At 73.2% G+C, this 23,455-nt stretch carries 18 protein-coding genes; 5 read left to right on the top strand and 13 right to left on the bottom strand.

All coding sequences use genetic code 11. The features are described 5' to 3' along the window. Positions 1-14: 14 nt before the first annotated feature. The 5 genes from ABZ857_RS34345 to ABZ857_RS34325 all read right to left on the bottom strand — a co-directional run bounded on the left by ABZ857_RS34345 (position 15) and on the right by ABZ857_RS34325 (position 7,369). Positions 15-2,357, bottom strand: coding sequence for a dynamin family protein (locus tag ABZ857_RS34345; protein WP_357051663.1), 2,343 nt, complete (start codon positions 2,355-2,357; stop codon positions 15-17). After that, the gene (gene cobA / locus ABZ857_RS34340) at positions 2,354-3,586 is read right to left on the bottom strand and encodes a uroporphyrinogen-III C-methyltransferase (RefSeq protein WP_357051660.1); all 1,233 of its coding nucleotides are present in this window, start codon (positions 3,584-3,586) and stop codon (positions 2,354-2,356) included. The genes ABZ857_RS34345 and cobA overlap by 4 nt, the downstream gene beginning before the upstream one ends. A 128-nt stretch (positions 3,587-3,714) precedes the next feature. Continuing rightward, positions 3,715-4,800 (bottom strand): nicotinate-nucleotide--dimethylbenzimidazole phosphoribosyltransferase, encoded by a 1,086-nt coding sequence (gene cobT, locus ABZ857_RS34335; RefSeq protein ID WP_357051657.1) that lies wholly within the window; start codon positions 4,798-4,800, stop codon positions 3,715-3,717. A 22-nt stretch (positions 4,801-4,822) separates the two neighbouring features. Continuing rightward, positions 4,823-6,064 (bottom strand): sirohydrochlorin chelatase, encoded by a 1,242-nt coding sequence (locus ABZ857_RS34330; RefSeq protein WP_357051654.1) that lies wholly within the window; start codon positions 6,062-6,064, stop codon positions 4,823-4,825. A 216-nt stretch (positions 6,065-6,280) separates the two neighbouring features. After that, positions 6,281-7,369 (bottom strand): GNAT family N-acetyltransferase, encoded by a 1,089-nt coding sequence (locus ABZ857_RS34325; protein WP_357051650.1) that lies wholly within the window; start codon positions 7,367-7,369, stop codon positions 6,281-6,283. A gap of 134 nt (positions 7,370-7,503) precedes the next feature. On the opposite strand from ABZ857_RS34325, the gene ABZ857_RS34320 reads away from it, so the two are divergent. Together ABZ857_RS34320 and ABZ857_RS34315 are read left to right on the top strand one after the other, a co-directional pair. Continuing rightward, a complete protein-coding gene (locus ABZ857_RS34320) occupies positions 7,504-7,923 on the top strand; it encodes a DUF2795 domain-containing protein (RefSeq protein ID WP_357051647.1) in 420 nt (139 codons plus the stop codon). Positions 7,924-7,931: 8 nt separating this feature from the next. Continuing rightward, positions 7,932-9,005, top strand: a complete 1,074-nt coding sequence (locus ABZ857_RS34315) for a Vms1/Ankzf1 family peptidyl-tRNA hydrolase (protein ID WP_357051644.1) — start codon at positions 7,932-7,934, stop codon at positions 9,003-9,005. A 160-nt stretch (positions 9,006-9,165) separates the two neighbouring features. On the opposite strand, the gene ABZ857_RS34310 is transcribed toward ABZ857_RS34315, so the two are convergent. The 3 genes from ABZ857_RS34310 to ABZ857_RS34300 are packed head-to-tail and all read right to left on the bottom strand — an operon-like array spanning position 9,166 to position 12,004. After that, a complete protein-coding gene (locus tag ABZ857_RS34310; RefSeq protein WP_357051641.1) occupies positions 9,166-9,858 on the bottom strand; it encodes an LUD domain-containing protein in 693 nt (230 codons plus the stop codon). Next, the gene (locus ABZ857_RS34305; RefSeq protein ID WP_357051638.1) at positions 9,855-11,270 is read right to left on the bottom strand and encodes a lactate utilization protein B; all 1,416 of its coding nucleotides are present in this window, start codon (positions 11,268-11,270) and stop codon (positions 9,855-9,857) included. Before ABZ857_RS34305 ends, ABZ857_RS34310 begins: the two co-directional genes overlap by 4 nt. Next, complete coding sequence (locus ABZ857_RS34300; RefSeq protein WP_357051635.1) at positions 11,267-12,004, bottom strand: (Fe-S)-binding protein; 738 nt, start codon at positions 12,002-12,004, stop codon at positions 11,267-11,269. Before ABZ857_RS34300 ends, ABZ857_RS34305 begins: the two co-directional genes overlap by 4 nt. A gap of 88 nt (positions 12,005-12,092) precedes the next feature. On the opposite strand from ABZ857_RS34300, the gene ABZ857_RS34295 reads away from it, so the two are divergent. After that, positions 12,093-12,908, top strand: coding sequence for an FCD domain-containing protein (locus ABZ857_RS34295; RefSeq protein WP_357051632.1), 816 nt, complete (start codon positions 12,093-12,095; stop codon positions 12,906-12,908). A 20-nt stretch (positions 12,909-12,928) separates the two neighbouring features. Beyond that, positions 12,929-13,942, top strand: coding sequence for an LLM class F420-dependent oxidoreductase (locus tag ABZ857_RS34290; protein ID WP_357051629.1), 1,014 nt, complete (start codon positions 12,929-12,931; stop codon positions 13,940-13,942). Here the strand turns inward: ABZ857_RS34290 and ABZ857_RS34285 are convergent. Then, on the bottom strand, positions 13,911-14,621 hold the full coding sequence (locus ABZ857_RS34285; RefSeq protein ID WP_357051626.1) for a hypothetical protein: 711 nt from the start codon (positions 14,619-14,621) through the stop codon (positions 13,911-13,913). The genes ABZ857_RS34290 and ABZ857_RS34285 overlap by 32 nt on opposite strands. 76 nt (positions 14,622-14,697) lie before the next feature. Between ABZ857_RS34285 and ABZ857_RS34280 the strand changes: the two genes are divergently transcribed. Beyond that, complete coding sequence (locus tag ABZ857_RS34280; protein WP_357051623.1) at positions 14,698-15,540, top strand: LysR family transcriptional regulator; 843 nt, start codon at positions 14,698-14,700, stop codon at positions 15,538-15,540. Positions 15,541-15,671: 131 nt separating this feature from the next. On the opposite strand, the gene ABZ857_RS34275 is transcribed toward ABZ857_RS34280, so the two are convergent. From ABZ857_RS34275 to ABZ857_RS34260, 4 genes are all read right to left on the bottom strand, one after another. Next, complete coding sequence (locus ABZ857_RS34275; RefSeq protein WP_357051620.1) at positions 15,672-17,192, bottom strand: extracellular solute-binding protein; 1,521 nt, start codon at positions 17,190-17,192, stop codon at positions 15,672-15,674. Positions 17,193-17,431: 239 nt separating this feature from the next. After that, positions 17,432-17,968, bottom strand: a complete 537-nt coding sequence (locus tag ABZ857_RS34270; RefSeq protein ID WP_357051617.1) for a hypothetical protein — start codon at positions 17,966-17,968, stop codon at positions 17,432-17,434. A gap of 1,165 nt (positions 17,969-19,133) precedes the next feature. Beyond that, a complete protein-coding gene (gene dnaE / locus ABZ857_RS34265; protein ID WP_357051614.1) occupies positions 19,134-22,706 on the bottom strand; it encodes a DNA polymerase III subunit alpha in 3,573 nt (1,190 codons plus the stop codon). A gap of 79 nt (positions 22,707-22,785) precedes the next feature. Further along, the gene (locus tag ABZ857_RS34260; RefSeq protein WP_030509646.1) at positions 22,786-23,052 is read right to left on the bottom strand and encodes a DUF6504 family protein; all 267 of its coding nucleotides are present in this window, start codon (positions 23,050-23,052) and stop codon (positions 22,786-22,788) included. Positions 23,053-23,455 lie beyond the last annotated feature (403 nt).

Here is a 23,455-nt window from a genome sequence, read left to right as displayed (position 1 = left end):
CCGGATCGCCTCCGTCATCGTGCGACCTCGAGGTTGTACGTTGCCTGGTAGAGCCGCGTCGCCGCGGCCTCGTCCGGGATGCCGGCGCTGTCGAGCGCGTCGACGTACCGGAGGGTCTCCTCGTCGAAGAGCAGGCCGACGCGGGCGCGCAGGTCGCTGCGGGCCTTGGCGCTGATGTTGCGCAGCGACTCGGCGCCGAGCAGGCCGCGCAGCAGCCGCTGGGGCAGTGCGCCGGCGCCCGCGCCCGCCGGCGCGTCCGTGGCGCCGTACCCGAGCAGCCCGATCATGAAGATCAGCGAGAGCGACTCCACGTCGAAGGAGATCAGCTTGGCCACCGACCGCTTGGTCACGCCCTCGGTGCGGATCAGTTCGGTGACGTGGTCCTGCCAGGCCGTGATGGTCCTGGTGGTCCTGCGGACGATCTCCTCCGACGGGCGGCCGAGCCCCGGTGTCGCGGCCAGCCGGTCGCCCGCGCCCGCCCGCTGCCGCCAGCGCGCCACGACCTCCTCGGCGGCCTGCTGGACGGCCGAGTTGACCAGCGCTTCGAGACCGGCCCGCAGGGCGGCCTTCAGCCCGCGCACCCGCTCGGGGCCCTGCTGGTGCCCCTTGGCGCCGCGGCGCAGCTGGAGCGTGCGCATGAGGTCGCCCGAGCCGGCGAAGTCCTGCCACCGCGCGAGCACCTCCCCGCGCAGCAGCGAGCCGTCCCTGGTCGCCTCGTCGATCCGCGCCAGGGCGCCCATGTACGCCGCGTCCACGTCCGAGCGCAGATCGGCGCGCAGGGCGACCTGGGTCTCGAGATGCCGGGCGAGCGCGGGCAGCCGGGTGCGGAAGCTGTTCAGCACGCCGTTCAGCGTCGCCTTGACCGCCGCCTCCCGCCGCTCGTCGTCGACCGACAGCGCGGACAGCCACATGCGGAGATCCGCGATCTCGATCTCGGGCAGCCGCCCGTCCTGTACGGCCGTCTCGTTGATGACGAAGCACTCGACCTCGCCCAGGCCGTACTCCTTCAGCATCCGGCCGAAGTGCTTGACGACGACCTCGCGGGACTTCGGCGGCACCCGGGACAGCACGATGACCAGACGCGCCCCGCGTTCCTTGGCCCGGCGCAGCAGACCCCAGGACGGCGCGTCGGCGTAGCGGGACGCGGTGGTGACGAACACCCACAGGTCGGCGGCGTCCAGCATGCGGTGCGCGATCTCGTGGTGCTCCTCCACGACCGAGTCGATGTCGGGGGTGTCGAGCAGCGCGAGCCCCCGGGGCAGGGACGGACTCGACGACAGCACCACGCTGCCGGGCGGTGCGTCCCTCCTGGGCTCGTCGAGCCTGTTCAGGCCGCCGAGGAGATCGCCCCGCGCGTACCACCCGTGGTCGTCGGGGTGACAGACGATCACGGGCGTCGCCGTGGTCGGGCGGCGCACTCCCGTGGCCGAGACCTTCCGCCCGGCGAGCGAGTTGACGATGGTGGACTTGCCCGCCCCCGTCGAACCGGCCACGACGATCAGCGCGGGCGCGGTGCTCATGTGGACGCGCGGGATGACGTAGTCGTCGAGCTGCGCCAGGACCGCCGCCTGCGCCTTGCGCGCCTCCTCGGAACCGGGCACGTCGAGACCGAAGTGCAGGCCCTTCACGGCCGTACGGAGCTGGTTGAGCGCCTCGGTCAGCGCCGCGGAGACCGGCTCCGGCATCGGGAACGAACGGACCCGATCGCCGTCGTCCGCGTCCTCGGCGTCGTCCGCCTGTTCGAGGTTCTCCGCGTCCTCGGTGTCCGCGGCGTCTTCGGCGTTCTGTTCGCCGTCGCCGTCCACCTGCTCGCCCTCGGAATCGTCGCCCTCGGAATCGTCGCCCTCGGAACCTTCGCCGGCGGCCCCCGGCGCTTCCCGTGCGGCATCTCCGGAAGGCGCGGCATCTCCGGAGAGCGCATCGTCCCCGGAAGGCGCGCTGTCCCCGGAAGGCGCGGTGTCCCCGGAGGGATCGGGTGCGTCCTGCGCGGCGCCGTCCTCGGCCTCCTCGTCCGCAGTGTCGTCCGGGCCCTGCGTGTCGTCGGTGTCCTCCGTGTCCTCCGTGTCCTCCGTGTCGTCCGCGGCCGTGCCGTCCGTGGCCGTGCGGGGCTCGGCGGGCCGTACGGCCGCGTCCGCGACGGACCCGGCGGACGGGGCACGCAGCGGACCGCGCCCGTGCGGGCCCGAGGGACGCGAAACCGGCTCAGGCGCGGGCTCGTCGTCGCGGATCGGGCGGAACGCGATGGTCTGCTCGCCCGGCGACTCCGGGTGCTCCTCGATGCCCCGCTTCTCGGTCACGGCGTCGCCGGAACCCGCACCGGTCCCGTGGTCGGGCGTGTTCCTGGCTGCCGATCTCACGGGATCCGCTCCGCTCGCACCATTTCGATCTCCTGGCCGACCTTGACGACCTCGCCGACGATCACGATCGCCGGAGGCCGCACTCCGGCCGCGGTCACCCGTTCCGCCACGGTCGACAACGTGGCGGCAACGGCTCGCTGGGTCGGAAGAGTACCGTCCTGTACCACCATCACGGGAGTTTCCGGTGAACGTCCGTCTCGGACCAGCGTTTCGGCGATCTCCTTGATCCGTTCGACCGCCATGAGAAGTATCAGGGTTCCCGTCGATCTCGCCAATCCGGGCCAGTCGACGGTGGACCTGGGGTCGCCGGGCGCGACGTGCACCGAGATGACATGGAACTCCTGGCTCACCCCGCGATGGGTGACCGGAACTCCGGCGGCCCCGGGGACCGCGACCGCGCTGGTGATCCCCGGCACCACGGTCACCGGGATGCCCGCCCGGGCACAGGCGATCATCTCCTCGCCGCCGCGGCCGAAGACGAACGGGTCGCCGCCCTTCAGCCGTACGACGAACCTGCCCTTGCGGGCGTGCTCGATGAGCAGTTCGTTGATCTTCTCCTGGGACAGCGACCGGCCGTACGGCACCTTCGCCGCGTCGATCAGCTCGACGTCGGGCGACAGCTCGTCCAGGAGCGCGCGCGGCGCGAGGCGGTCGGCCACGACCACGTCGGCCTGGGCCAGGAGCTGGCGTCCCCGCACGGTGATCAGGCCGGGGTCGCCGGGGCCGCCGCCCACCAGCGCGACGCCGACCGGCTTGGTGCGGTGCCGCCGGGCGTCCACGGTGCCGTCGCGCAGCGCGCCGACGATCGCGTCGCGGATGCCGGCCGCACGGCGGGGGTCACCGCCGGCGGTGACCGCCACGCCGACCTCCTCCACCCGCCCGCTGGCGGGGGTCCAGGCCGCGGAGGCGTCCTTGTCGTCCGCCCGCACGCACCAGATGCGCTTGGCCTCGGCCTCGGCGGCGACCGCGGTGTTGACGTCGCGGTGGTCGGTGCAGGCGTGCACCAGCCAGGCGCCGTCGCAGTCGCCGACCTGGTACGGCCGCCGCTCCCAGGTCACCCGCCCACTGGCGATGAGGTCGTCCAGCGCCGGGGTGACACTGGGCGAGATCAGGGTGACGGAGGCTCCGGCGTCGAGCAGTGCGGGAACCCGTCGCTGAGCGACGCGTCCGCCGCCGACCACGAGCACACGCCGCCCGTCGAGGCGGAGGCCGAGCAGGTAGGGCGCCATGACCCCTGTCTCCCTATTGCGTCAAGCGTGCATTGTTAGGAGGCAAACCTACCCGCTGGGCTCGGGCGACATTCACAGGATGAGACTTGTGAGTCCACGAGGCGGTCGCCCGCGGGCCAGCGCGGGGCTCAATCGCCCTTGTCCGCCACGCCCGCGGAGTCGAAGGTCGCGACCTCGTGCATGACCCGCGCCGCCGCGCTGACCAGAGGGTGGGCGAGCAGCCCGCCGGTTCCCTCCCCGAGGCGCAGCCGCAGGTCGACGAGCGGGTCGAGGCCCAGGTGGGCCAGCGCCGCCGCGTGGCCGGGCTCGGCCGAGCGGTGCCCGGCCAGGCAGTAGCCGATCGCGTCGGGCGCGAGCGCACCGGCCACCAGGGCCGCCGCCCCCGCGATCACCCCGTCCAGGATCACGGGCACCCGCGCCGCGGCGGCACCGAGCACGAAACCGGCGATCGCCGCGTGCTCCAGGCCGCCGACCGCCGCGAGCACGCGCAGCGCCGCGCCGGGCCCGTCAGGTACGGCTCCCGCCTCGGCGATCCCGTTGGCCCGCAGGCCCCGCCGGACGATCTCGATCTTGTGCTCGTAGGTGGCGTCGTCGACGCCGGTCCCCCGCCCGGTGACCTCGGCTGCGGGCCTGCCGGTGAAGGCGCAGATCAGGGCGGCCGACGCGGTGGTGTTCGCGATGCCCATGTCGCCGGTGACCAGGCAGCGGCCGCCCGCGTCCACCAGGTCGCGGGCGACCTCGATCCCGGCCGTCAGGGCGGCGGTGGCCTGCTCCGGCGTCATCGCGGGCCCCTGCGACAGGTCGGCCGTGCCGTACGCGACCTTGCGGGCGAGCAGCCTGGGCGCGGGCGGCAGGTCGGCCACGACGCCCACGTCGACGACGGTCACCGACGCGCCCACCTCGGCCGCGAAGGCGTTGGCGACGGCTCCTCCCGCCGTGAAGTTGGCCACCATCTGCGCGGTGACCTCCTGCGGCCAGGGGCTCACCCCCTGGGCGTGCACGCCGTGGTCGGCGGCGAAGATCGCCAGGGCGGCGGGGACCGGGAGCGGCGGCGGGCAGGTCCCGGCGATGCCGGCGAGCCGCACCGCGACGTCCTCGAGCACTCCGAGCGAGCCGCTCGGCTTGGTGAGCCTGTCCTGGTGGGCCCTGGCCTCCGCCATGGGGCCGGGCTCGACCGGGCGGATCGCGTCGATCGTCTCGCCGAGGGACGTCATACTCTCTCCTTTTACGCGGTGACTACACCACGCTGGCGACTCCGGGCTGGGCGAGCGGCCCGTCCGGCGCATCGCCGCGGGGCTCCTCCCCCGCATCGCCGCGGCCGGCCACGCCGATCATGCTATCGGCCTCGATCTCGCCTTCCGTTTCCGGTTCCGGCGTCCCGGCGTCGAGGGTCCCGGCGTCGAGGGTCCCAGCATCGAGGGTCTCGGCGTCGAACGTCTCGGTGTCGAGGGTCCCGGTGTCGAACGTCTCGGCGCCGAACGTCTCCACGTCGAAGGCGTCCACGTCGAGCGGCTCGGAGGCCGGCGGCTCGGGATCGGCGACCCGGGCCGTGTCCAGGCGCGCGATGGCGGTCACGAGGCCCCCCTCCGCCGCGGCGCCCGGCTCCACGCGCCCCGCGGGGAACGGCCGGGTCACCGGCAGCACCGCCGACGGGCGGCGCGCGGCCGGCGCCGAGGACTGACCGCCCCCGGCGAGCGCCTCCTCGTACCTGTCGATCACCACGTCGGCGAGGCCCTCGCAGTCGCCGATCACCTCGGCGCAACGGATGTCGAGGCCCTCGTGGTTGGCGCCGTACGCCAGCGCCTGTGCCCAGATGCGTTCGAGGACTCCGCCGGCGAACAGGACGTACGGCAGGACGATCACGCGCTTGGCGCCGAGCCTGCGGCAGCGCTCCAGGCCGCCGGGCACGCCGGGGCGGGTGTGCGACACATACGCGGTCTCGACGGTGAGCAGGTCGGCGGCGTGGGTCTCCCAGAACAGCCGCGAGACCCGGTGGACCTCGGCGTTGACGGCGGGGTCGGTGGAGCCGTGCCCGACCAGGACGACCGCGGTCTCGCCGGGCTCGATCTCGGCGGGCGGCTCGTCGGTCACGAACCGCGGCATCTCCGCGCGGGCGTCGGCGAGCCGCTCCGCGAGCAGCTTGAGCACGCGCGGGTCGGGCCCGAGGGGGCGGCCGAGGTCGTATTCGAGCGTCGGGTGCCGCTCCTGCTCCAGGGCCATGGTGCCGGGGATGTCCCCGAGCGCGCGCCGGTCGCCGGTCAGGCTGAGCGGCACCGCGATCAGGTGGTGGTGCCCCCGGGCCACGAGAGAGGCGATGGAGTCGCCGAGCGGCGGGCGGGCGTTCGTGATGAAGCCGCCGCTCACCTCGGCGGGAAGCCCGTCGAGGCGGCAGCGGAGGCGGTGAACGAACCTGCCGAACTCGGCGACGCCGGTCTCATCGTGGGTGCCGTGGCCGATGAGCAGCAGCGGCGGTTTCATCTAGCTGTTCTCCCCTGCAGTTGACCTGCGTGTCGTTCACGATCCCCCGCTCCCGTCCGGGCCGGTGCCGCCGGTGCGCGCCGGGCCGGGGTCTCCCGCATCGGGACGCGTGCTCACCGGCCGGCGGGAGGCTCACGGCTGGCGAGGATAGCCTTCCGGCCCTCAATCATGGTGGTCACTTGACCGATGGGCCCAGCGACTAGGGGGATTCTTTACCTATTGCCATGAAATTTCCCCGTTGAGCATGCCGAACAGGACGGCGTCGGCCCAGCCACCCGGAACCGGCAGCGCCCGCCGCATGATGCCCTCCTCGATGAACCCGGCCTTCCTCGCGACCGCCTGACTGGCGCGGTTGCCCGTCGCGATCAGCAGGTGGACCCGGTGGAAGCCGAGGTCGAACAGGTGGGCCGTGGCAAGCTGCGTGGCCTCCACCGCGTAGCCCCTGCGGCGGGCCCACGGCGCGATCCAGTACCCCAGTTCGGCGTCCCCGCGCTCGTGGTCCTCGCGCTGCACGCCGATGGCTCCGGCGAGCCGTTCCCCGTCCTTCGGCTGTATCGCGAAGTTGCCACCATAGCCGGGGCCGTTCGCGTGCGCGAGCCGGGTGCACCACTCCAGAGCGCGCTCCAGCGTGTAGCCCTCGGCCCACGGCATCCAGCGGGCGATCTCGGGATCGCCCCTGACCGCGTCGACGACGTCGAAGGCGTCCTGCCGGGCGAACGGCCGCAGCACCAGCCGCTCGCTCTCGATCCTGCGGCGCGGGACGGACCGCTCGTCGCCGCGCAGCCGGCCGAAGACCACCAGGTCGTGCGGGCCGTCGTCCTCGAACCCCGCGCCGCGCAGCAGTCCCTCACGGGTGAAGCCGGCCTTCTCCGCGACCCTGATCGACGCGAGGTTGTCGGCGTTGGCCCGCAGTTCGATCCGCCGCAGCGTGCCCTCCCCGAGCAGGCGGCCGACGAGCCCGCGGACCGCCTCGGTCGCGTATCCCCGGCGTCGGTAGGCGGGATGCACGCCGTACCCCACCTCCGCGGTGCCCGCGCCCCACTGGGCCTTGAAGAGGCTGATCGACCCGACCACGCCGTCCCGCGCGTGCATCGCGAGGTGGATGCCCTGGCCCGAGCGCCACAGCTCGTGCACGCCGTACGACAGCCACTGCGCGATGCCGGACGCGTGCCCGGGCGCGCCCGGCGGCAGCGCGGTGAGGTGCGCGCCGTCCTCGATGATGGCCCGCACCTGGCCCGCGTCCCCGGGGCCGAACGGCCGCAGGATCAGCCGTTCGGTGTTGATCGTCAGCCGCTCGTCGAACAATGCGTCACTCCATCACATAAGCGGATTTTTCGCCCGCCGCTGATTATGTGGGACACGGCCTCACCGCTCTCGATGTTTGGGGCAGGCGGTCCGGGTACGAGGCACGTCAGTGACCCTAATCGGGAGGTGAGGTCATGAGTATCCAACGCGGCAGCGCCAAGCACGGCCGCCGGCTCGACGAGGAGCAGAAGCACGAGACGCAAGGCCTCGTGCAGGGCGCCGGAAGCAGCCGGGCCGAGGAGTGGCGCGAGCCCGAGCCGACACAGCAGCCCGAGGAGGACATGTCGCCCCCGCGCCGGCAGCCGCCCGGCCGCGAACCCGGAACGCCGCTCGGCATCACCCCCGCCGACGTGGAGCGCCGCAGCCACCTCGCCACCTGGCTCAGCGACGCCGGTTTCCCCGCCGACCCGGCCAAACTGCTCGCCCACGCGGAGCGCAAGAACGCCCCCGACGCCGTGATCGACGCCGTACGGCGGCTGCCCGAGATGAGGTTCCACAACATCGGGGAGGTGGCGGAGGCACTCGGGCTCGGAGTGGAACGGCAGCGCTGGTAGGAGGGCCGGTGAGACTGGACTTCATTCGCGGGCTGTACGAGCGGGGCGGCCCGTACGCCTCTGTATACGTGGACACCGACCGGTCGTCCGAGGGCGCCGCCAACGTGATCCAGCGGCGGTGGGCCCATCTCAGGGAGCGGCTCGCCGGGGAAGGAGCGCCGGCCTCGGCCCTCGACCCCATCGGCGAGCTGATGCTCGATCCCGTGTGGGCCGCGCCCGGACGGGCCGCCTTCGCCAGGGAGGGCGAGGTGGTGCTCACCGAGCCGCTCGCCACCCGGCCGCGCCGCCAGACCGCGCGATGGTCGCCGCTGCCCCACGTCGTGCCGCTGCTCGCGCAGCGCGGCGAGCACGTCCCGCACGTCGAGGTGCTGGCCGACCGGGCCGGAGGCCACGTCGCCGTCGTGGCCGACGGGCGGCGGCGTGAGCTCACCGTGCAGGTGGCGGACCCGGACCGGCCGATCCAGAAGACCGGCCAGGGCGGCTGGTCGCAGGCCAATTTCGACCGGGAGGTCGAGGAGGGCTGGCGCCGCAACGCCGTGGCCGTCGCCGAGGTGGTGGAGAAGGAGGCGCACGGCATCGGCGCGGAGGTCGTGGTGCTGGCCGGTGATCCCAAGGCCCGCGCGCTCGTGACCGACTACCTCGCCAAGGACGTCGTACGGCGGTTGACAGTGGCCGAGCACGGCAGCCGCGCTCCGGGCGCCGACCTGGACCACTTCCGGCAGGAGGTCGAAGGGGCCTGCCGGGCCTGGACCGATCGGCGCTGCGAGGAACTGCTGAACACGTACGCGGCCGGCAACGCCGTGACGGGCCTGGCGGAGACGGCACGCGCGCTGCGCGATCGGCGCGTGGGCACGGTGCTGATGCACGACGACCCGTCATCCACGGCCATGATGTGGATCGGGCCCGAGCCCACGCAGTTGTCCACCGACCCGGCGGAGCTGGCCGCCTGGGGGGTCGAGGAGCCCCTGCGGGAACGCGCGGACGCCGCCCTCGCTCGGGCGGTGGCCGCGACCGACGCCGAGCTGTGGTTCGTTCCGCGCCTCGAGTCGCCCGACGGCATCGGCGCGCTGCTGCGCTTCTAGGCGGGAGACCCCTGAGCCCGGCGGCGGCCGGCACAGGGTCGGCACGGAGTCGGCGCAGGGTCGGCACAGGGTCGGCAGGGGGCCGCGCGCCCCGCGGCGCCGCACCGCCCCGGGCCGTGCCTGCCCGTGAGGGCCGTTCCGCCCGGGCGAGCGGGTGGGCTCAGGTCACGATCAGCACTTCGAGCGTGCGGGGGCCGTGGACGCCCTCCACCCGGTTCAGCTCGATGTCGCTGGTCGCCGAGGGACCGCTGATCCAGGTCAGGGGCCGGGCGGGGTCGAGCCGGGCGACGGCGTCCGGCACCGCCGCGACGATCTGGGCGGCCCGCACCACGCACAGGTGGTAGTCGGGCACCAGCGTGAGCGCCCGCCGGCCCTGGCCGGGCCCGGTGTCGAGGACGATCGTGCCGGTCTCGGCGATCGCGACGGCGCAGGTGGTGAGCACGCCGTCCACGGCGTCAAGGTCGGCGGCGCTCAGCGGCGGGTCGTCGCCGACCGCCTCCACGTCCGCGGCGGCGAGCCAGCGCGCGGGGAACCCGGCGGGCACGACGACCCGCCGCGCCCCGTGCCCCGCGAGGGACCGCGCGACGCGCTCGGCCGTGCCCGCCTCGTCCAGGACATGGACGACGGCGCGGTAGTCGCGGACCCGCTCCTCGAACAGGCGGATCCGCTCGTCGGACGGCGGGGCCTGGTCCCCGGGCGGAACCGGTCGTGGCTCGGCCGGGCCGGAGACGCCGGCCGTGCCGCCCGCGAGACCCTCGGCGGAGGGCCCGCGGTAGGCACGGGTGATCTCGACGTCGGGCACGCCCGCCAGTGCGCGGCGGATCCGGCCGAGGATCAGGTCGCGGGAGCTCATCGGCGGCCTCCGTCCGTGCGGTCCCACCATTCGCGGAACGACTCGCGGGGCACCTCGGGCAGGTCCCTGGTGTCGGTCCAGCCGCCGAGCGGGCCGGGCAGCCTGCGGGGCACGAGCCGGCGCAGCCGTCCCCCGGCCCGCTGCAGGCGCGCCAGCCGTCCCGACCGCTCGAACACCCATCCGGCCGCCGCCATCCCGGCGCGCTCGGGCCAGGGGTGGCGGGCCCGGGCCCGCAGGTCCACCAGTACGGAGGGGATGTCGATGGCCACCGGGCAGACCTCGTAGCAGGCGCCGCACAGCGAGGAGGCGTACGGCAGCGAGCGGTCCAGCTCGGAGCCCATGCCGCGCAGCAGCGGCGTCAGGATCGCCCCGATCGGCCCGGGATAGACCGACCCGTACGCGTGGCCGCCCGCCCGTTCGTACACGGGGCAGACGTTGAGGCAGGCCGAGCAGCGGATGCAGCGCAGCGCCTGCCGCCCGACCTCGTCGGCGAGGACGCCGGTGCGGCCGTTGTCGAGCAGCACGAGGTGGAACTCCTGGCCCTCGGCGGCGCCGGTCCACGTCGAGGTGTAGGGGTTCATCCGCTCCCCGGTGGAGCTGCGCGGCAGCAACTGCAGGAAGACCTCCAGGTCGCGCCAGGTCGGCAGCACCTTCTCAATGCCGACCACGCTGATCAGCGTGCGCGGCAGCGTGAGGCACATGCGGCCGTTGCCCTCGGACTCCAGCACGACCATGGTGCCGGTCTCGGCGATCGCGAAGTTGGCCCCGGAGATCGCCACCTTGGTCTTCAGGAAACGCTCGCGCAGGTGGAGCCGGGCCGCCTCGGCCAGCGCCGCGGGGTCGTCGGTCAGGTCCTCGGGGGCGGGCCGGCCCCAGCCGGACATGTGCTCGGCGAAGATCTCCCGGATCTCCGCGCGGTTGCGGTGGATCGCCGGGACGAGGATGTGCGAGGGCCGGTCGTCGCCCAGTTGCACGATCAGCTCGGCCAGGTCGGTCTCGTACGCGGTGATGCCGTGCTCCAGCAGCGCCTCGTTGAGGCCGATCTCCTGGGTGGCCATCGACTTGACCTTGACGACCTCGGTCTCGCCCGTGGCCTTCACCAGCCCGGCGACGATCCGGTTGGCCTCCGCCGCGTCGGCGGCCCAGTGGACGCGGCCGCCTGCCGTCGTGACGGCCTCCTCCAGCTGGACCAGGTATCTGTCCAGGTTGCGGAGCGTGTGCTCCTTGATCGCCCGGCCGGCCTCGCGCAGCTCGGCCCAGTCGGGCGCCTCCGCGACGACGCTCGCCCGCCTGGCCCTGATCGTCCGAGTCGCCTTGCGCAGGTTGAACCGCAACTGCGAGTCGCGTACGGCTCTCGCGGCGTTGCGGGGGAAGGGCCGGGTCGCCGGCATGCCGAGGAAGGTGACGCTCATCGGACACCCGCCGTCTCGGTCGAGCAGAGGATCTCGGCCAGGTGCAGCACCCGTACGCCCGACTTCTGCCGGCCGAGCATGCCGCCGATGTGCATCAGGCACGAGTTGTCGGCCGCGCACAGCACCTCGGCGCCGGTGTCGAGGACGGCCCGCACCTTGTCGGCGCACATCGCCGCGGACACGTCGGCGTTCTTCAGCGCGAAGGTGCCGCCGAAGCCGCAGCACTCCTCCGCGCCCGGCAGCGGCACCAGTTCGATCCCCTTGACCTGGCGTAACAGCGTCAGCGGGCGGTCGCCGAGATGAATGCCGCGCAGCGAGTGGCACGTCGGGTGATAGGTGACCCGGTGCGGGAAGTAGGCCCCCACGTCGGTCACCCCCAGCACGTCGACCAGGAACTCGGTCAGCTCGTACGTCCTTGGCACGACCTGCGCCACCGTCTCGGCGAAGGGTCCGGACCCCCCGGCCAGCTTCGGGTACTGCTCGCGGATCATGGCCGCGCACGAGCCCGAGGGGACGACGACCGCGTCGTAGCCGCGCAGCGCCGCCATGCTGCGCCTGGCCAGCCGTACGGCCTCGTCCCGGTAGCCGGTGTTGGCGTGCATCTGCCCGCAGCAGGTCTGGGCGCGGGGGAAGTCGGCCTCGACGCCGAGACGGCGCAGCAGGCGCACGACGGCCCGCCCGGTGTCCGGGAAGAGCGTGTCGTTGACGCAGGTGACGAACAGGGCTACCCGCACATGCCCTCCCGGCGTGTATGGTCAGACCAAATATGGTCAGACCATACATCCTGGTTCGCCCCCGGCGACACCCGAGCGAGGAGCCGTATTGACCACCGACGAACGCCGGCGTCCTGACGCCCGCCCGCGCGCCTTCGAAGAGGTGCTCGCCCGGATCGAGGAGCGGATCGCGTCCGACGGCCTGACCGTGGGCGACCGCCTGCCGGGCGAACGGCAGCTCGCGGAGCAGCTCGGCGTCGGCCGGTCGTCGGTCAGGGAGGCGCTGCGCGTGCTGGAGACGCTCGGGGTGGTCGCGTCGCAGGCCGGCCGGGGCCCGGACGCCGGGGCGGTGCTCACCTCCCGCCCGGGAAACGCGCTCACGGACCTGCTCCGGCTGCACCTCGGCCTCGCCACGCTCTCGATGCGCGAGGTGATCGACACTCGGCTGATGATCGAGCAGTGGGCCGCGGCCCGGGCGGCGGCGGCTCTCGCACCGGCAGCTCCCGCGGCGGCGGCATCCACGCCGACGGCTCCCGCGCCGGCATCCACGCTGACGGCATCCACGCTGACGGCTTCCACGCCGGCGGCTTCCACGCGACCGGCGACGGCGCGGATGGCGGAGGCGATCGCGGCCATGGACGCCGCGCGCGACCCCGCCGAGTTCGTCGAGCACGACATCGCGTTCCACCTGGCCCTCGCCGAGGCGGCGGGCAACCGGCTGATCGTGGCGGTCATGCGGGCGCTGCGCGACGCCCTGCGCCGCTACGCCGTGGACGCGGTCGTACGGCTCGGCGACACCGGCGGCCTGCAGGACGACCACCGGCGCATCCACCGGGCGATCGCGGACGGCGACGCCGGGGCCGCGGCGGCCGCGGTCGCCGAGCATCTTGCCCGCGCCTATCCGGAGTCTGGCCGGGATTCATAGAACGTGTTCTAATCACGCGTGTGGCCGATGATCTGAGACTCGGGCTGAACCTCGGGTACTGGCAGCGGAACGCCGACGACGCGACCGAGGTCGTGCGGACCGCCGAGCGGCTGGGATACGAGTCGGTGTGGACCGCCGAGGCGTACGGCAGCGACGCGTTCACGCCGCTGGCCTGGTACGGCGCCAGGACCAGCCGCATCAAGCTCGGCACCAGCGTGGCCCAGCTGTCCGCCCGGCCCCCGGTGACGACCGCGATGACCGCGATGACGCTCGACCACCTCACCGGCGGGCGGCTGCTGCTCGGCGTCGGCGCCTCGGGCCCGCAGGTCGTCGAGGGCTGGTACGGCCAGCCGTTCGCCGCGCCGCTCGCCCGCACCCGCGAGTACGTCGAGATCATGCGAAAGGTGTGGCGGCGGGAGGAGCCGGTGACGAACCCCGGCCCGCATTATCCGCTGCCGCTGCCCGGCGGCCTCGGCAAGCCGCTCAAGCCGATCACCCATCCGCTGCGGCCCGACATCCCGGTCTACCTGGGCGCCGAGGGCCCGAAGAACGTCGCGCTCGCCGCCGAGGTCGGGCAGGGCTGGCTGCCGCTGTTCGCCTTCCCCGAGAAGATCGAGGCGATGTACGGCGACGCCCTGGCCGGCGCGAAACCGGGGTTCGACGTCGCCGCCATGGTCATGGTGGTCGTCACCGACGATCTGCGGGCCGCGCTCGACGGCGTGAAGATGATGCTGACCCTCTACATCGGCGGCATGGGGGCCAGGACCCGCAACTTCCACGCCGACATCATCGGCAGGATGGGCTACGCCGAGCAGGCCCGCCGCATCCAGGAGCTCTACCTGGCCGGCCGTCGCGACGAGGCGTTCGCCGCCATTCCCGACGAGCTGGCCGACGGCATCGCGCTCCTCGGGCCGCTCGGCCGCATCCGGGAGCGGCTGGAGCTGTGGCGCCGCAGCCCGGTCACCACGCTGCTCGTCATGGGCCCTCGTGACGAGCCCACGCTCAGAGCCGTACGGGATCTGGTCCTCGGGTGAGCGCCGCCCGGTCGGCGGCAGCGGCGGCGAACGCGCGCACGAGCGGATGGGGCTGACGCTCGGCCAGCTCGGGCTGGAACAACGTGACCAGATAGAGGGGGTGGCCGGGCAGCTCGGCCACCCGCGTCTCCCCCTCCTCGTCGTGACCGGTGAAGCGCAGGCCGTGGGCCGCCAGGGTCTCCAGGTAGGCGGGATCGGGGCCGTAGGAGCAGAAGTACCGCTCCACGGTCCGGTCGGCGCCGACGATCCGCTCGGCGAGCGAGCCGGGGACGAGCCGGACCGCCGCCTCGTGCCCGGCGAGGGAGCAGGCGAGCTGCCTGATCAGCGGGTTCGGGGCGTCCGGGTCGTTCTCCGCGTGGCTCACGCTCAGCCCGCACACGTGGCGGGCGTACTCCAGCAGCGCGTGCTGGAAGCCGGCGCAGGTGCCGAGCAGCGGGATCGCGTTCTCCCTGGCGGTCCTGGCGGCCGTGATCGCGCCCTGCTCGCTGCTGTAGGGGCTGCCGGGCAGGATCCAGACGCCGTCGAACCCGCCGAGATCGCCGACCTCGTCGGTCCTGATCCAGTAGGCGTCGAGGTCCAGCCCCTCACGCTCGCGCAGCGCGTCGAGGATGAGCGGGATGCGGGTGTGGGAGCGGACGGTGGGCGACCGGTCGCCCACCAGCGCGATGCGGGGTCTCATGACCTCAATGCTGGCGACGTGCGAACTTAATGACAAATGATGATTTCTGAGGTCTGCATAAGAGATGCTGATTTCCGTGGACCCTCATCTGCTGCGCACGTTCGTGACCGTGGTCGCCGAGGGGTCGTTCTCGGCCGCCGCGGACCGCCTCGGCTACACCCAGCCCGCGGTGTCCCAGCAGATCGCCGCGCTGGAAGCCGACCTCGGGGTGCCGCTGCTCACCCGCCGCCCCGTACGGCCGACCCGGGCGGGCGAGCGCCTGCTGGAGCACGCGGGGCCGCTGCTGCTGCGGCTGCGGGCCGCGCGGGCGGACGTGGCGCGGCTGTCCGCACAGCCTCGGACCCTCACCGTCGCCGCCGGCCCGCTCGCCCTCACGGCGGGCACGGCGGCGGCGCTGGCCGGGGTGACGACGCTGCGCATCGCCGGCGCGGCGGCGGCCGTGGCGCTGGTGGCCTCGGGCGAGGCCGACCTCGCGCTGGCCGACGGCCCGGCCGCGCCCTCCGACCCGCTGAACCTCCCCGACGCGGGGCCGCTCACCACCGTCGGCGTGCGGGAGGAGGAGCTGGTCGTCGTGCTGCCGGAGGGGCACCCGCTGGCGGGCCGGGCCGGCCTGCGGCTGGACGACCTGGCCGACGCCCTGTGGGTGGACGCCCCGGAGGTGATGCCGCTCGACCGCCTGCGCGCGGTGGCACGACTCGACGGGCTGCGGCCCGGCATCCGCTACGAGGGCCACGACCCGGCCGTCGCGGCGCGCCTGGCCGCGGCCGGGCACGGCCTGACCCTGCTGCCCGCGTCCGCCGCGCCGTGCGGGGTGCGGGTGCCGCTGGTCGCGCCGAGGATCGTCCACCGGGTCGAACTCGTGCACGCGGCCCTCCCGCCGGGCCCGGCCGCCGAGGTCGTCCGCGCGCTCACGTCCTGAGCGCCGGACATCGGAGATCGGCGCGCGGAGCGGGCGGCGAACCCCGGCCGCGGCCATCCCCGGGTTCGGGTCTCCCGGAGGCGCCCACCGGCCGGGCGGTCTCAGGGCCGCCGGGCGGGCAGAGCCGGTGCTCAGTTGTCGTGTGGGCCGCCCGCGGCGGCATCGCGCAGCCGCTTTGGGAAATCGGGAGGGAGTCGCCCCTTGTTGCGGATCGCGTCCATGATGCCGTCACGGAACGTCGCGCTGAATTCGGTGTAGTGCGGAGTGACCGGGCGGAGACGTGCCTCCGTCACGGCGGTTTTGAGTTCCTCACGGTAGGGGCGTGTGGCGTATTTGTACGCGTAATCCCGCGTCGGGGCGAATCCCCCCACTTCGAAGAGGATCAGTTCGCTGGACGGGCTCGTGAGGAACTCGATCAACGCCTGGGCCGCCTTCGGCTTCCGCGTCGAGTTCGATACGGCCAGGTTCTGCCCGCCGAGCACGCTCGGATGCGGAAGCCGCGTGACCTGGAGAGAGGGAAGACCGTTCGGAGGCTTGGCCAGCTTGTCGTACCCCACCGGCCAGTTGCGCATGACGTCGGCATTGCCGCGGGTGAACTCCCGGAGGGCCGCCTCTTCGGCGTCGCCCTTGTCCTCCGGTTCCTTCCCTTTATAAACGTCCGCCAGATCCTTCAACGCGTCGCTGGCGTTCTGGTCGAAGTTGACGGCGCTGTCGTTGGGCGTCAGCACGAGCTGTCCGTCCGCGTTCACCACGTCGCCGCCGTGGGCCCAGATCGCCTCCAGCGCGGTGATCGTCAGGCTCTCCGAGCGAAACAGATGGGCCGCGTTGGCGGAACGGGGGAAGTAATCGGTCCAGCTCTCCGGGCGGGGCCCCTCCGAGCGCCGGTAGAGCAACCCCGCATCGGTGTTCCAGGGAAGCGCCCATAAGGCCTTACTGTCCCCGCTCATGTCCCTGCACGTGTCCAGGACGTTCTTGAGGAAGTCGTCGGTCTTCGCCTCCAGGGGCCGCCTGGACTCGTCGAGCGGCCGTATGTAGCCGTTGCTGATGAACTCCTGCATGTAGACGACGTCGAGGACGTACACGTCCGCCTGATGGCCCTTTTTCGCGTCCTCGACCATGCGCGTGTGCTGGTCGTCGGGCTCCGTGTCCCCGCTGGGGGAGAACTTCACCGGGTTGTCGGGGTGGGCCTGGTTCCACTGCTGCACGAGGATGTTCCGGACGTTGGCCGCCCCGCTTTCGTCCTTGGCGCTCATGATGTACAGCGTGCCCGGCTCCAGCCCGTCGTTCGGGAGCAGCCACGCGATCGGAGCGATGAGCGCGAGCGCGGCCAGGATGGCGACCACCCCACTTGGCCTCTTCAGGGTCTTTCCCAGCCGGTTCAGCAATTCGAGAACGCGGAGCTCATCCTCGGTCTCGGGCCGCCTCAGGAGCAGCCTTGTCATCCATCCGAGGACGGTCAGGGCAAAGGCCGCGAACACGAGCAGGGCCGCCCCGAGGAGGAGTTTCACCCACTCCCCGACATCGTCGGGAAAAGCCTGCGCCTCGTTCACCAGCACCGACCCGACCGCAGTGGAGAGGACGACCGGAACGACCGCCGCAATGATCACCAGGATGCGATAGGGAATTCTCAGCGGAGTGTTCCGGCCGTTCATCACCGTCCCCTTCTCCGGTGGCCGTTCCGGGCTACCGGACAGCCGGGACACCGGCGGCGGACTCGGCTTTCCGTTCTGCCAAGGGAGGGCAGACCTGTGTCCGGACCGCCTTCTCGATCACGATCATTTGTTATGCGCAAAGAATGATACATCCGGCACACACGGGAGAGCGCTTCACTTGGCGATGGTCCTATTCCGGAAATGGAGAAAACCGATTTTCAGCCGGATGGATAGAGTAATCAGGTCTCGGAGCCGGGCCGGGAGGCGGTGAGATCACGCTTGCCCGGCAACAGGACCCGCGACTCCATCCCGGACAGGTCGCCCACCGCGTCGGCGTAGTACACCGACCCGCCGAGGTGGAAGGCGACCTGGCGGAGCGTCCAGCCCTCCCCCGGCGAGTGGTCGAGCTGCTCCGGGGTCAGCGCCTCCAGGCAGGCCGTCCAGATCCGGGCGAGCCGGGTGAGCCTGCTGCGGGCCTCCTCGAGGTCCTGCTCGGTGAACGGGGCGAGGTCGGCAGCCGTGGTGATCAATGATGCGTGCCAGTGGTCGGGCAGGGGCACGCGACCGGCCAGCCGGTCCTCGATCTCCGCCAAATGGTCCACGAGGTGGTCGGCCACCCGGCGAATCGCCTTGTGCGGCGTGTAGATCCGGTCGCCCGACGGCACCGGACGGCCGTCCCAGGCGGTCCAGGTCGCCGCCAGGCGGAGCACGTGGTCGATCATCTCGGCCACGACCCGCGCGGGCTCGCGGTCGTCGGTCAGCGGGGTGTCGGTCATGCGTCGGCCTCCAGGGATGCGAGGGGATGTGCCGCGCAGGCTAGGGCCACGGTGTTTCGACGCGCGCCGAAGCATCCCGTGGAGCGTTATCCGGAAGTGGGCGAACCATGCGGAGAACCCGGGCGCCGGCGCCGGTGGAAGGCCCCCGGACATGGCGAGGATCGCCCTCCACAGGGTGGTCGGGTACTTCAGCGGATTCGGCCCCGAAAACCATTCCACCAACCCCCAATCACGACGTAGCAGCACAAAAGCCGCAGGTGTCGTATACCTCTCATGTTCTCCGGCAGGCCGGGGCCGGATTAGCGGCGTCGCGGACGGGATAAGAGTGAGGCAGGTCACGCGCCGGCGCGGGGGGAGAACAGATGCGGTCCACGTCCTCAGCGGTGAGCCGGGCGGCCGGCGGCGTGTACGCGGCCCTCGCCGCCCAGGTCGTCTCGGTGACCGCGCTCGCCGTGTTCGAGGAGGCCCGGGGCAGGCGGCTGGCCGCGCAGATCGCGGCCTTCGGCGGCGATCCCGCCTCTCCCGCCGCGCGGGCCGTCAGCGGCGCCGCGACGACGTTCGCCGTGCTGGTCCTGGTGCTGCTCACCGCCACCGTGGCCGCCGCGTTCGCCTTCCTGGCCTGGCTGCGGCAGGTGCGCCCGGCCACGCCGCCCGCCGCGCTCGCCGCGGCGTGCCTCGTGCCCGGAGTCAACCTCGTGGTCCCGCCGTTCCTCGCGGACCTGGCCTGGCGTGAGACCCCCGTGCGGCGGCGCGATCGCCCGTCGGCGCGTACGCGGCGGGCAGACGGCTCGGGCGCTTCGGGGCACGGACCGCGTGGCCGCGGGCGGGAGGTGCCGGGCGACGGGCCCGCGGAGCGCACCCGGTGGCTGATTCTCCTCGCCTGCTGGTGGCTGAGCTGGCTGGCCGCGCTCGGGCTGGTGTTCGCGGGCCCGGCGCGGGAGGGGCTGACCGGCCTCGGCACGCCGCAGGCGGCCGCGGTCGCCGTCGCGGCGCTCCTGTGCGCCTCGACGGTCCGCGAGGTCACCGCCCGGCACTCGGGCGCCGGGCAGAAGCGGGCGGCGCGCCCCGCCGCCCGGCCGCCGGTTCACCTCCCCCACGGCGCACGGCCGTCCGGCACGCCCCACGCGGCGGCACCGGCCGCGCGCACGGACGGCGGCGGGCAGGATCACCGGCCGGGCGACGGTCCCGAGCTGCCGGAGCTGGCATGCCAGAGCCGCCGCTGGGGCTCGGCCGGATGGCCCGGGAACAGCCCCTCGCGTACGGCCGGCGGGGCTCCGTTGTCGGAGTAGGGCGACACCCGGAAGCCGTTGCCGTACTCGACGGGCCGTCCGCCCACGCCGGCGCCGGGCGCGGGCACCTCGCTGACCACGGCGCGTACGGCGTCGAGCCCCTGCGTGCGCCACACGTGGTCGAGGTCGGCGAGGTTCCAGCAGTGCACGGCCCGCAGCGAGACCGCCCGGCCCCCGGTGCGCCGCACCACTCCCCTGGCGGCCAGCAGCCACGACCCGAACACGGTCGCGGCCGTGTGCGCCTGCACCGACTCGAAGAACGTGAGGTCGATCGGGCCGGTGGAGTCGTCCAGGGTGGTGAAGATGACCCGCTGCCCCGACCGCACCGCGGGCGTCTGGGTGGCGACCTTGACCCCCGCGACCAGGATCTCCGCACCGTTGCGGTGCCGGAGCAGGTCCCTGGCCCGCGTCACGCCCAGCGCGTCGAGCAGGTCGCGGTAGAAGTCCATGACGTGGCGGCTCACGTCCATGCCGAGGATCTCCAGCTCGGCCTCGACGGCCTCGGCCTCGGTCATCTCCGGCAGCTCGCCGGGCGTGACCCGATCGGTGAACCCCATCGGAAGCTGCCCCGCCGCGCCCACGGGAGAGCCGCGGTCGAGCGTGCCGACCTGGGCGATCAGGTCGCGCCTGGTCAGCCGTCCCGGCCGCCAGCGCGGCTCCCCCGGCCGCAGGCCGTGCAGCGCGTCGAACCCGCCGACCTCCACGATCCGCTCGGCGACCGGGCGTGAGGGCCGGGCCCGCTCCCAGAAGTCGGCCAGCGAGGTGTACGGCCGGCCCGCGACCATGCGCTCCACCTCGGCCTCGCTCACCCCGCGGACGGCCGAGAACGGCACCCGCAGGCCGTACCCGCCGCCGAACTCCCCGGGGCCGTCCTCCACCGGACCCGTCCGCTCGACCAGCCAGGTCTTCCCCGAGCGGTTGACGTCGAGGGGCAGGACGTCCACCCCGCACTGCCTGGCCTCGTCGAGGATGACCCGGCTCGGGTACATGCCGGGGTCGTGGGTGAGCACGCCCGCGAGGAACGCGGCCGTGTGGTGCCGCTTCAGCCATGCCGACTGGTAGGTGGGCAGCGCGAACGCCGCCGCGTGCGCCTTGCAGAACCCGAACCCGCCGAACGCGTCGAGCACCTTCCACGCCCGCTCGACGACGTCGGGGGCATAGCCGTTCTCCCGGGCGAGCGGCACGAACCAGGCGCGCACGGCCTCGCGGCCCTCGGGTGTCCCGAGGGCCCGGCGCGCCCGGTCGGCCTCCGACAGCCCCGCCCCGGTCATGATGTCGATGACCTTCATGACCTGCTCGTGGAAGACGACCACCCCGTTGGTCTCCCTGAGCGCCTCGCGCAGCGACTCGTGCGGGTAGCGCGCCTCGCGGAAGCCGTGCCTGGTCTCCAGGTAGGGCGTGACCATATCGGAGTTGACCGGTCCCGGACGGAACAGCGAGATGTCCACGATCAGGTCGTGCATCGTGCGCGGCTCCAGCTTGGCGACCAGTTCGCGCTGCCCCGGCGACTCGATCTGGAAACAGCCGATCGTGCGGCTGAGGCGGATCATGTCGTAGGTCTCCTGGTCGTCGCGTGGGACGGCGTCGAGGTCGATCCGCCGCCCCTCGACCCGCTCGACCTCCTGGAGGGCGTAGGCGAGCGCCGACTGCATGCGCACGCCGAGCACGTCGAGCTTGAGCAGGCCCGCCTCCTCGACGTCGTCCTTGTCGAACTGCGACATGGGGAAGTCGAGCAGGCTGCGCTCGACCGGCGTGCGGTCGCGCAGCGTGGAGTTGCCGATCAGCACCCCGCAGGGGTGCAGCGCGATGTGCCGGGGCAGCCCGTCGAGCCGCTCGGCCAGACGGAACACGGTCTCCAGCGACCGGTCGTTCAGCCCGCTGTCGCGCAGCTCCGGCAGGTCGGACAGCGCGGCCCTGATCTGCCTGGCCCGCACCTGCGGGAACGCCTTGGCGATGACGTCGATCTCGTGCGGCGGCAGGCCCATGGCGGCGCCGACGTCCCTGATCGCGCTGCGGGCGCGGTAGGTCTCCATCATCGACACGCAGGCCACCCGCTCCTCGCCGTACCTGTCCAGGATCGCGCGGTAGCAGTCGAGGCGGCGGGCCGACTCCACGTCGATGTCGATGTCGGGCAGGCCCTTGCGGCCCTCCGACAGGAAGCGCTCCATCAGCAGGCCGTGTTCGAGCGGGTTCACCTCGCCGATGCCGATCAGGTAGTTGACCAGGCTGCCCGCCCCCGAGCCGCGGATCGCGCACCGCACGCCCATCGCCCGGATCATGTCCGTGATTCCGGCGACGGACGTGAAGTAGCCCGACAGCCGCTTCCTCTCGATGACGTGGAGTTCGGCGGCGAGCCGGTCGCGGGCCTCGGCCGAGCGCTCCAGGCCCCGCCGGGCCAGCCCCTCCTCGCAGCGGCGCCGCAGCAGGGGCACCGGGTCCTCACCGACCTCCGGCAGGTGGAGCCGGGGCCGCTCGGGTTCGAGCAGGGGCACGATCTCGACGGGGTCGAGCACGCACCGCTCGGCCACGCGGCGCGTCTCGGCCAGCAGCCGCGCCGCCCGGCCGGTGTCGCCGCCGCAGATCCGCGCGGCCACCCGCGCCATCTCGGCGCCGTCCTTCAGGTACGCGTGGGCGGTGGGGTCGTCGAGATGCCGCCCGTCGAGGGGCACCAGCTTGCGCGCCGCGTCGAGCACGTTGCCGACCTGGTGATCGGCGGCGTCCAGGTAGCGGACCGCGTTGGTCAGCACGACCGGCACGCCCATCGAGTCGGCCAGCCCGATCATTCGGGTGGCGACGTTCGCGTCGCGGTAGCCGTACAGGTCGGACACCTCGACGACCAGGTCGGGGACCACCGCGCGCCAGGCGGCCAGCAGGGCCCGGGCCTGGTCGTCGCGCCGCTCGGCCACCGCGCGGCCGACGCCGGAGCGGGGCCCGAGCAGCACGGTCAGCCGCGGCCCGCCGTCCGGGCCGGTCGCGTGCTCGGCCACCATCCCCGGCGTGACGTACGGCTCGCCGCGCTCCCCCGCGTGGTGGGCCGCCGTGACCAGGCGGCACAGCGAGGCCCAGCCGCCGGTGCGCGCGAGCACGACGACCCGTGCCGGCTCGCCCGCCGCCGGGCGGCCGTGTCCATGTCCGTGTCCGTGTCCATGTCCGTGTCCGGTACGGCGGCCGTGGGCCGGGCGGGCGGACGGCAGGCCGCCCCCGAACAGGTCGTCCGACGTGGAAGAACCCTTGTCGAGGGCGAGGTCGACGCCGACGACCGGGCGGACGCCCCGCTCGTGGCAGGCGATGACGTGCTTGACCGCGCCGTAGAGGCCGTCGCGGTCGGTCAGCGCCAGCGTGTCCATGCCGTGCTCGGCGGCCCGCCGGACGAGGGCGGACGGGAACGCGGTGCCGTACCGCAGCGAGAAGGCGGACGCCACGTGCAGGTGGGCGAAGGGTTCCGTCACGGGCGCGCCCCCGTCCGTCCCCCGGTCCGTCCTCCAGCGGCCCGTCCCCCGAACGTCGTGGGTAGCTGGAGCGTTCCCATCAGTCCCAGGCCCTCAGCAGGAGCCAGCCGCCGCTGGCGGTGTCGAAGCGCAGTTCATAGGTCCCGACCTCCTTGCCGGCCGCGGCCCCCACTCGCCAGAAGCGCCGCTCGCCGGGATCGGCGTCCGAGGTCTTCCACCATTCCCTGGCGACCACCCAGTGGTCCTGGATCTCGCGGACGGTGTAGAGCCGGTCACGCCAGACGAACTGGGCAGGATGCCCGTCCCGGACCCACACCTCGATCGGATCGCCGTAAAGTCTGCTCAAGACTCCTTCTCCCTGTGGCTTCGTGGCCACCCGGGGGAAGACGGGCGGATGATTCGGGCAGAATCGCCGCTACTTCGAACATACGTTCCCAGGAGATCGAACGCAAGTCGGCGCGGTCCGTTTCCGGGAACGAAAGCCCAGGAAGCGCGTCCGCCGGCGGATCACTCGCCGATCCGGATCCCGCCGCCCCGGTACGGCGGCTCCTCTCGTTCGGTGGCGTCCGTCACCGCCGCCCAGACGCGCGCCGCCCCCGGCTCCCCGACGACGGCGGCCACCCGGGTGTCCCGAGCGGACCCGCCGGAAACGTCCCCGTACGTCCACCGACCGCCCGACAGGTGGCCGGCTCCCCCGGCCCGGTGCAGGACGTTGGCGCCCAGGCGTCACCGGGGGCCTGGCGTCGGCG

This window comes from Microbispora sp. NPDC046933, from assembly GCF_040644635.1.
Lineage (GTDB): Bacteria > Actinomycetota > Actinomycetes > Streptosporangiales > Streptosporangiaceae > Microbispora.
This window is presented reverse-complemented; position numbering and strand designations above follow the sequence as displayed.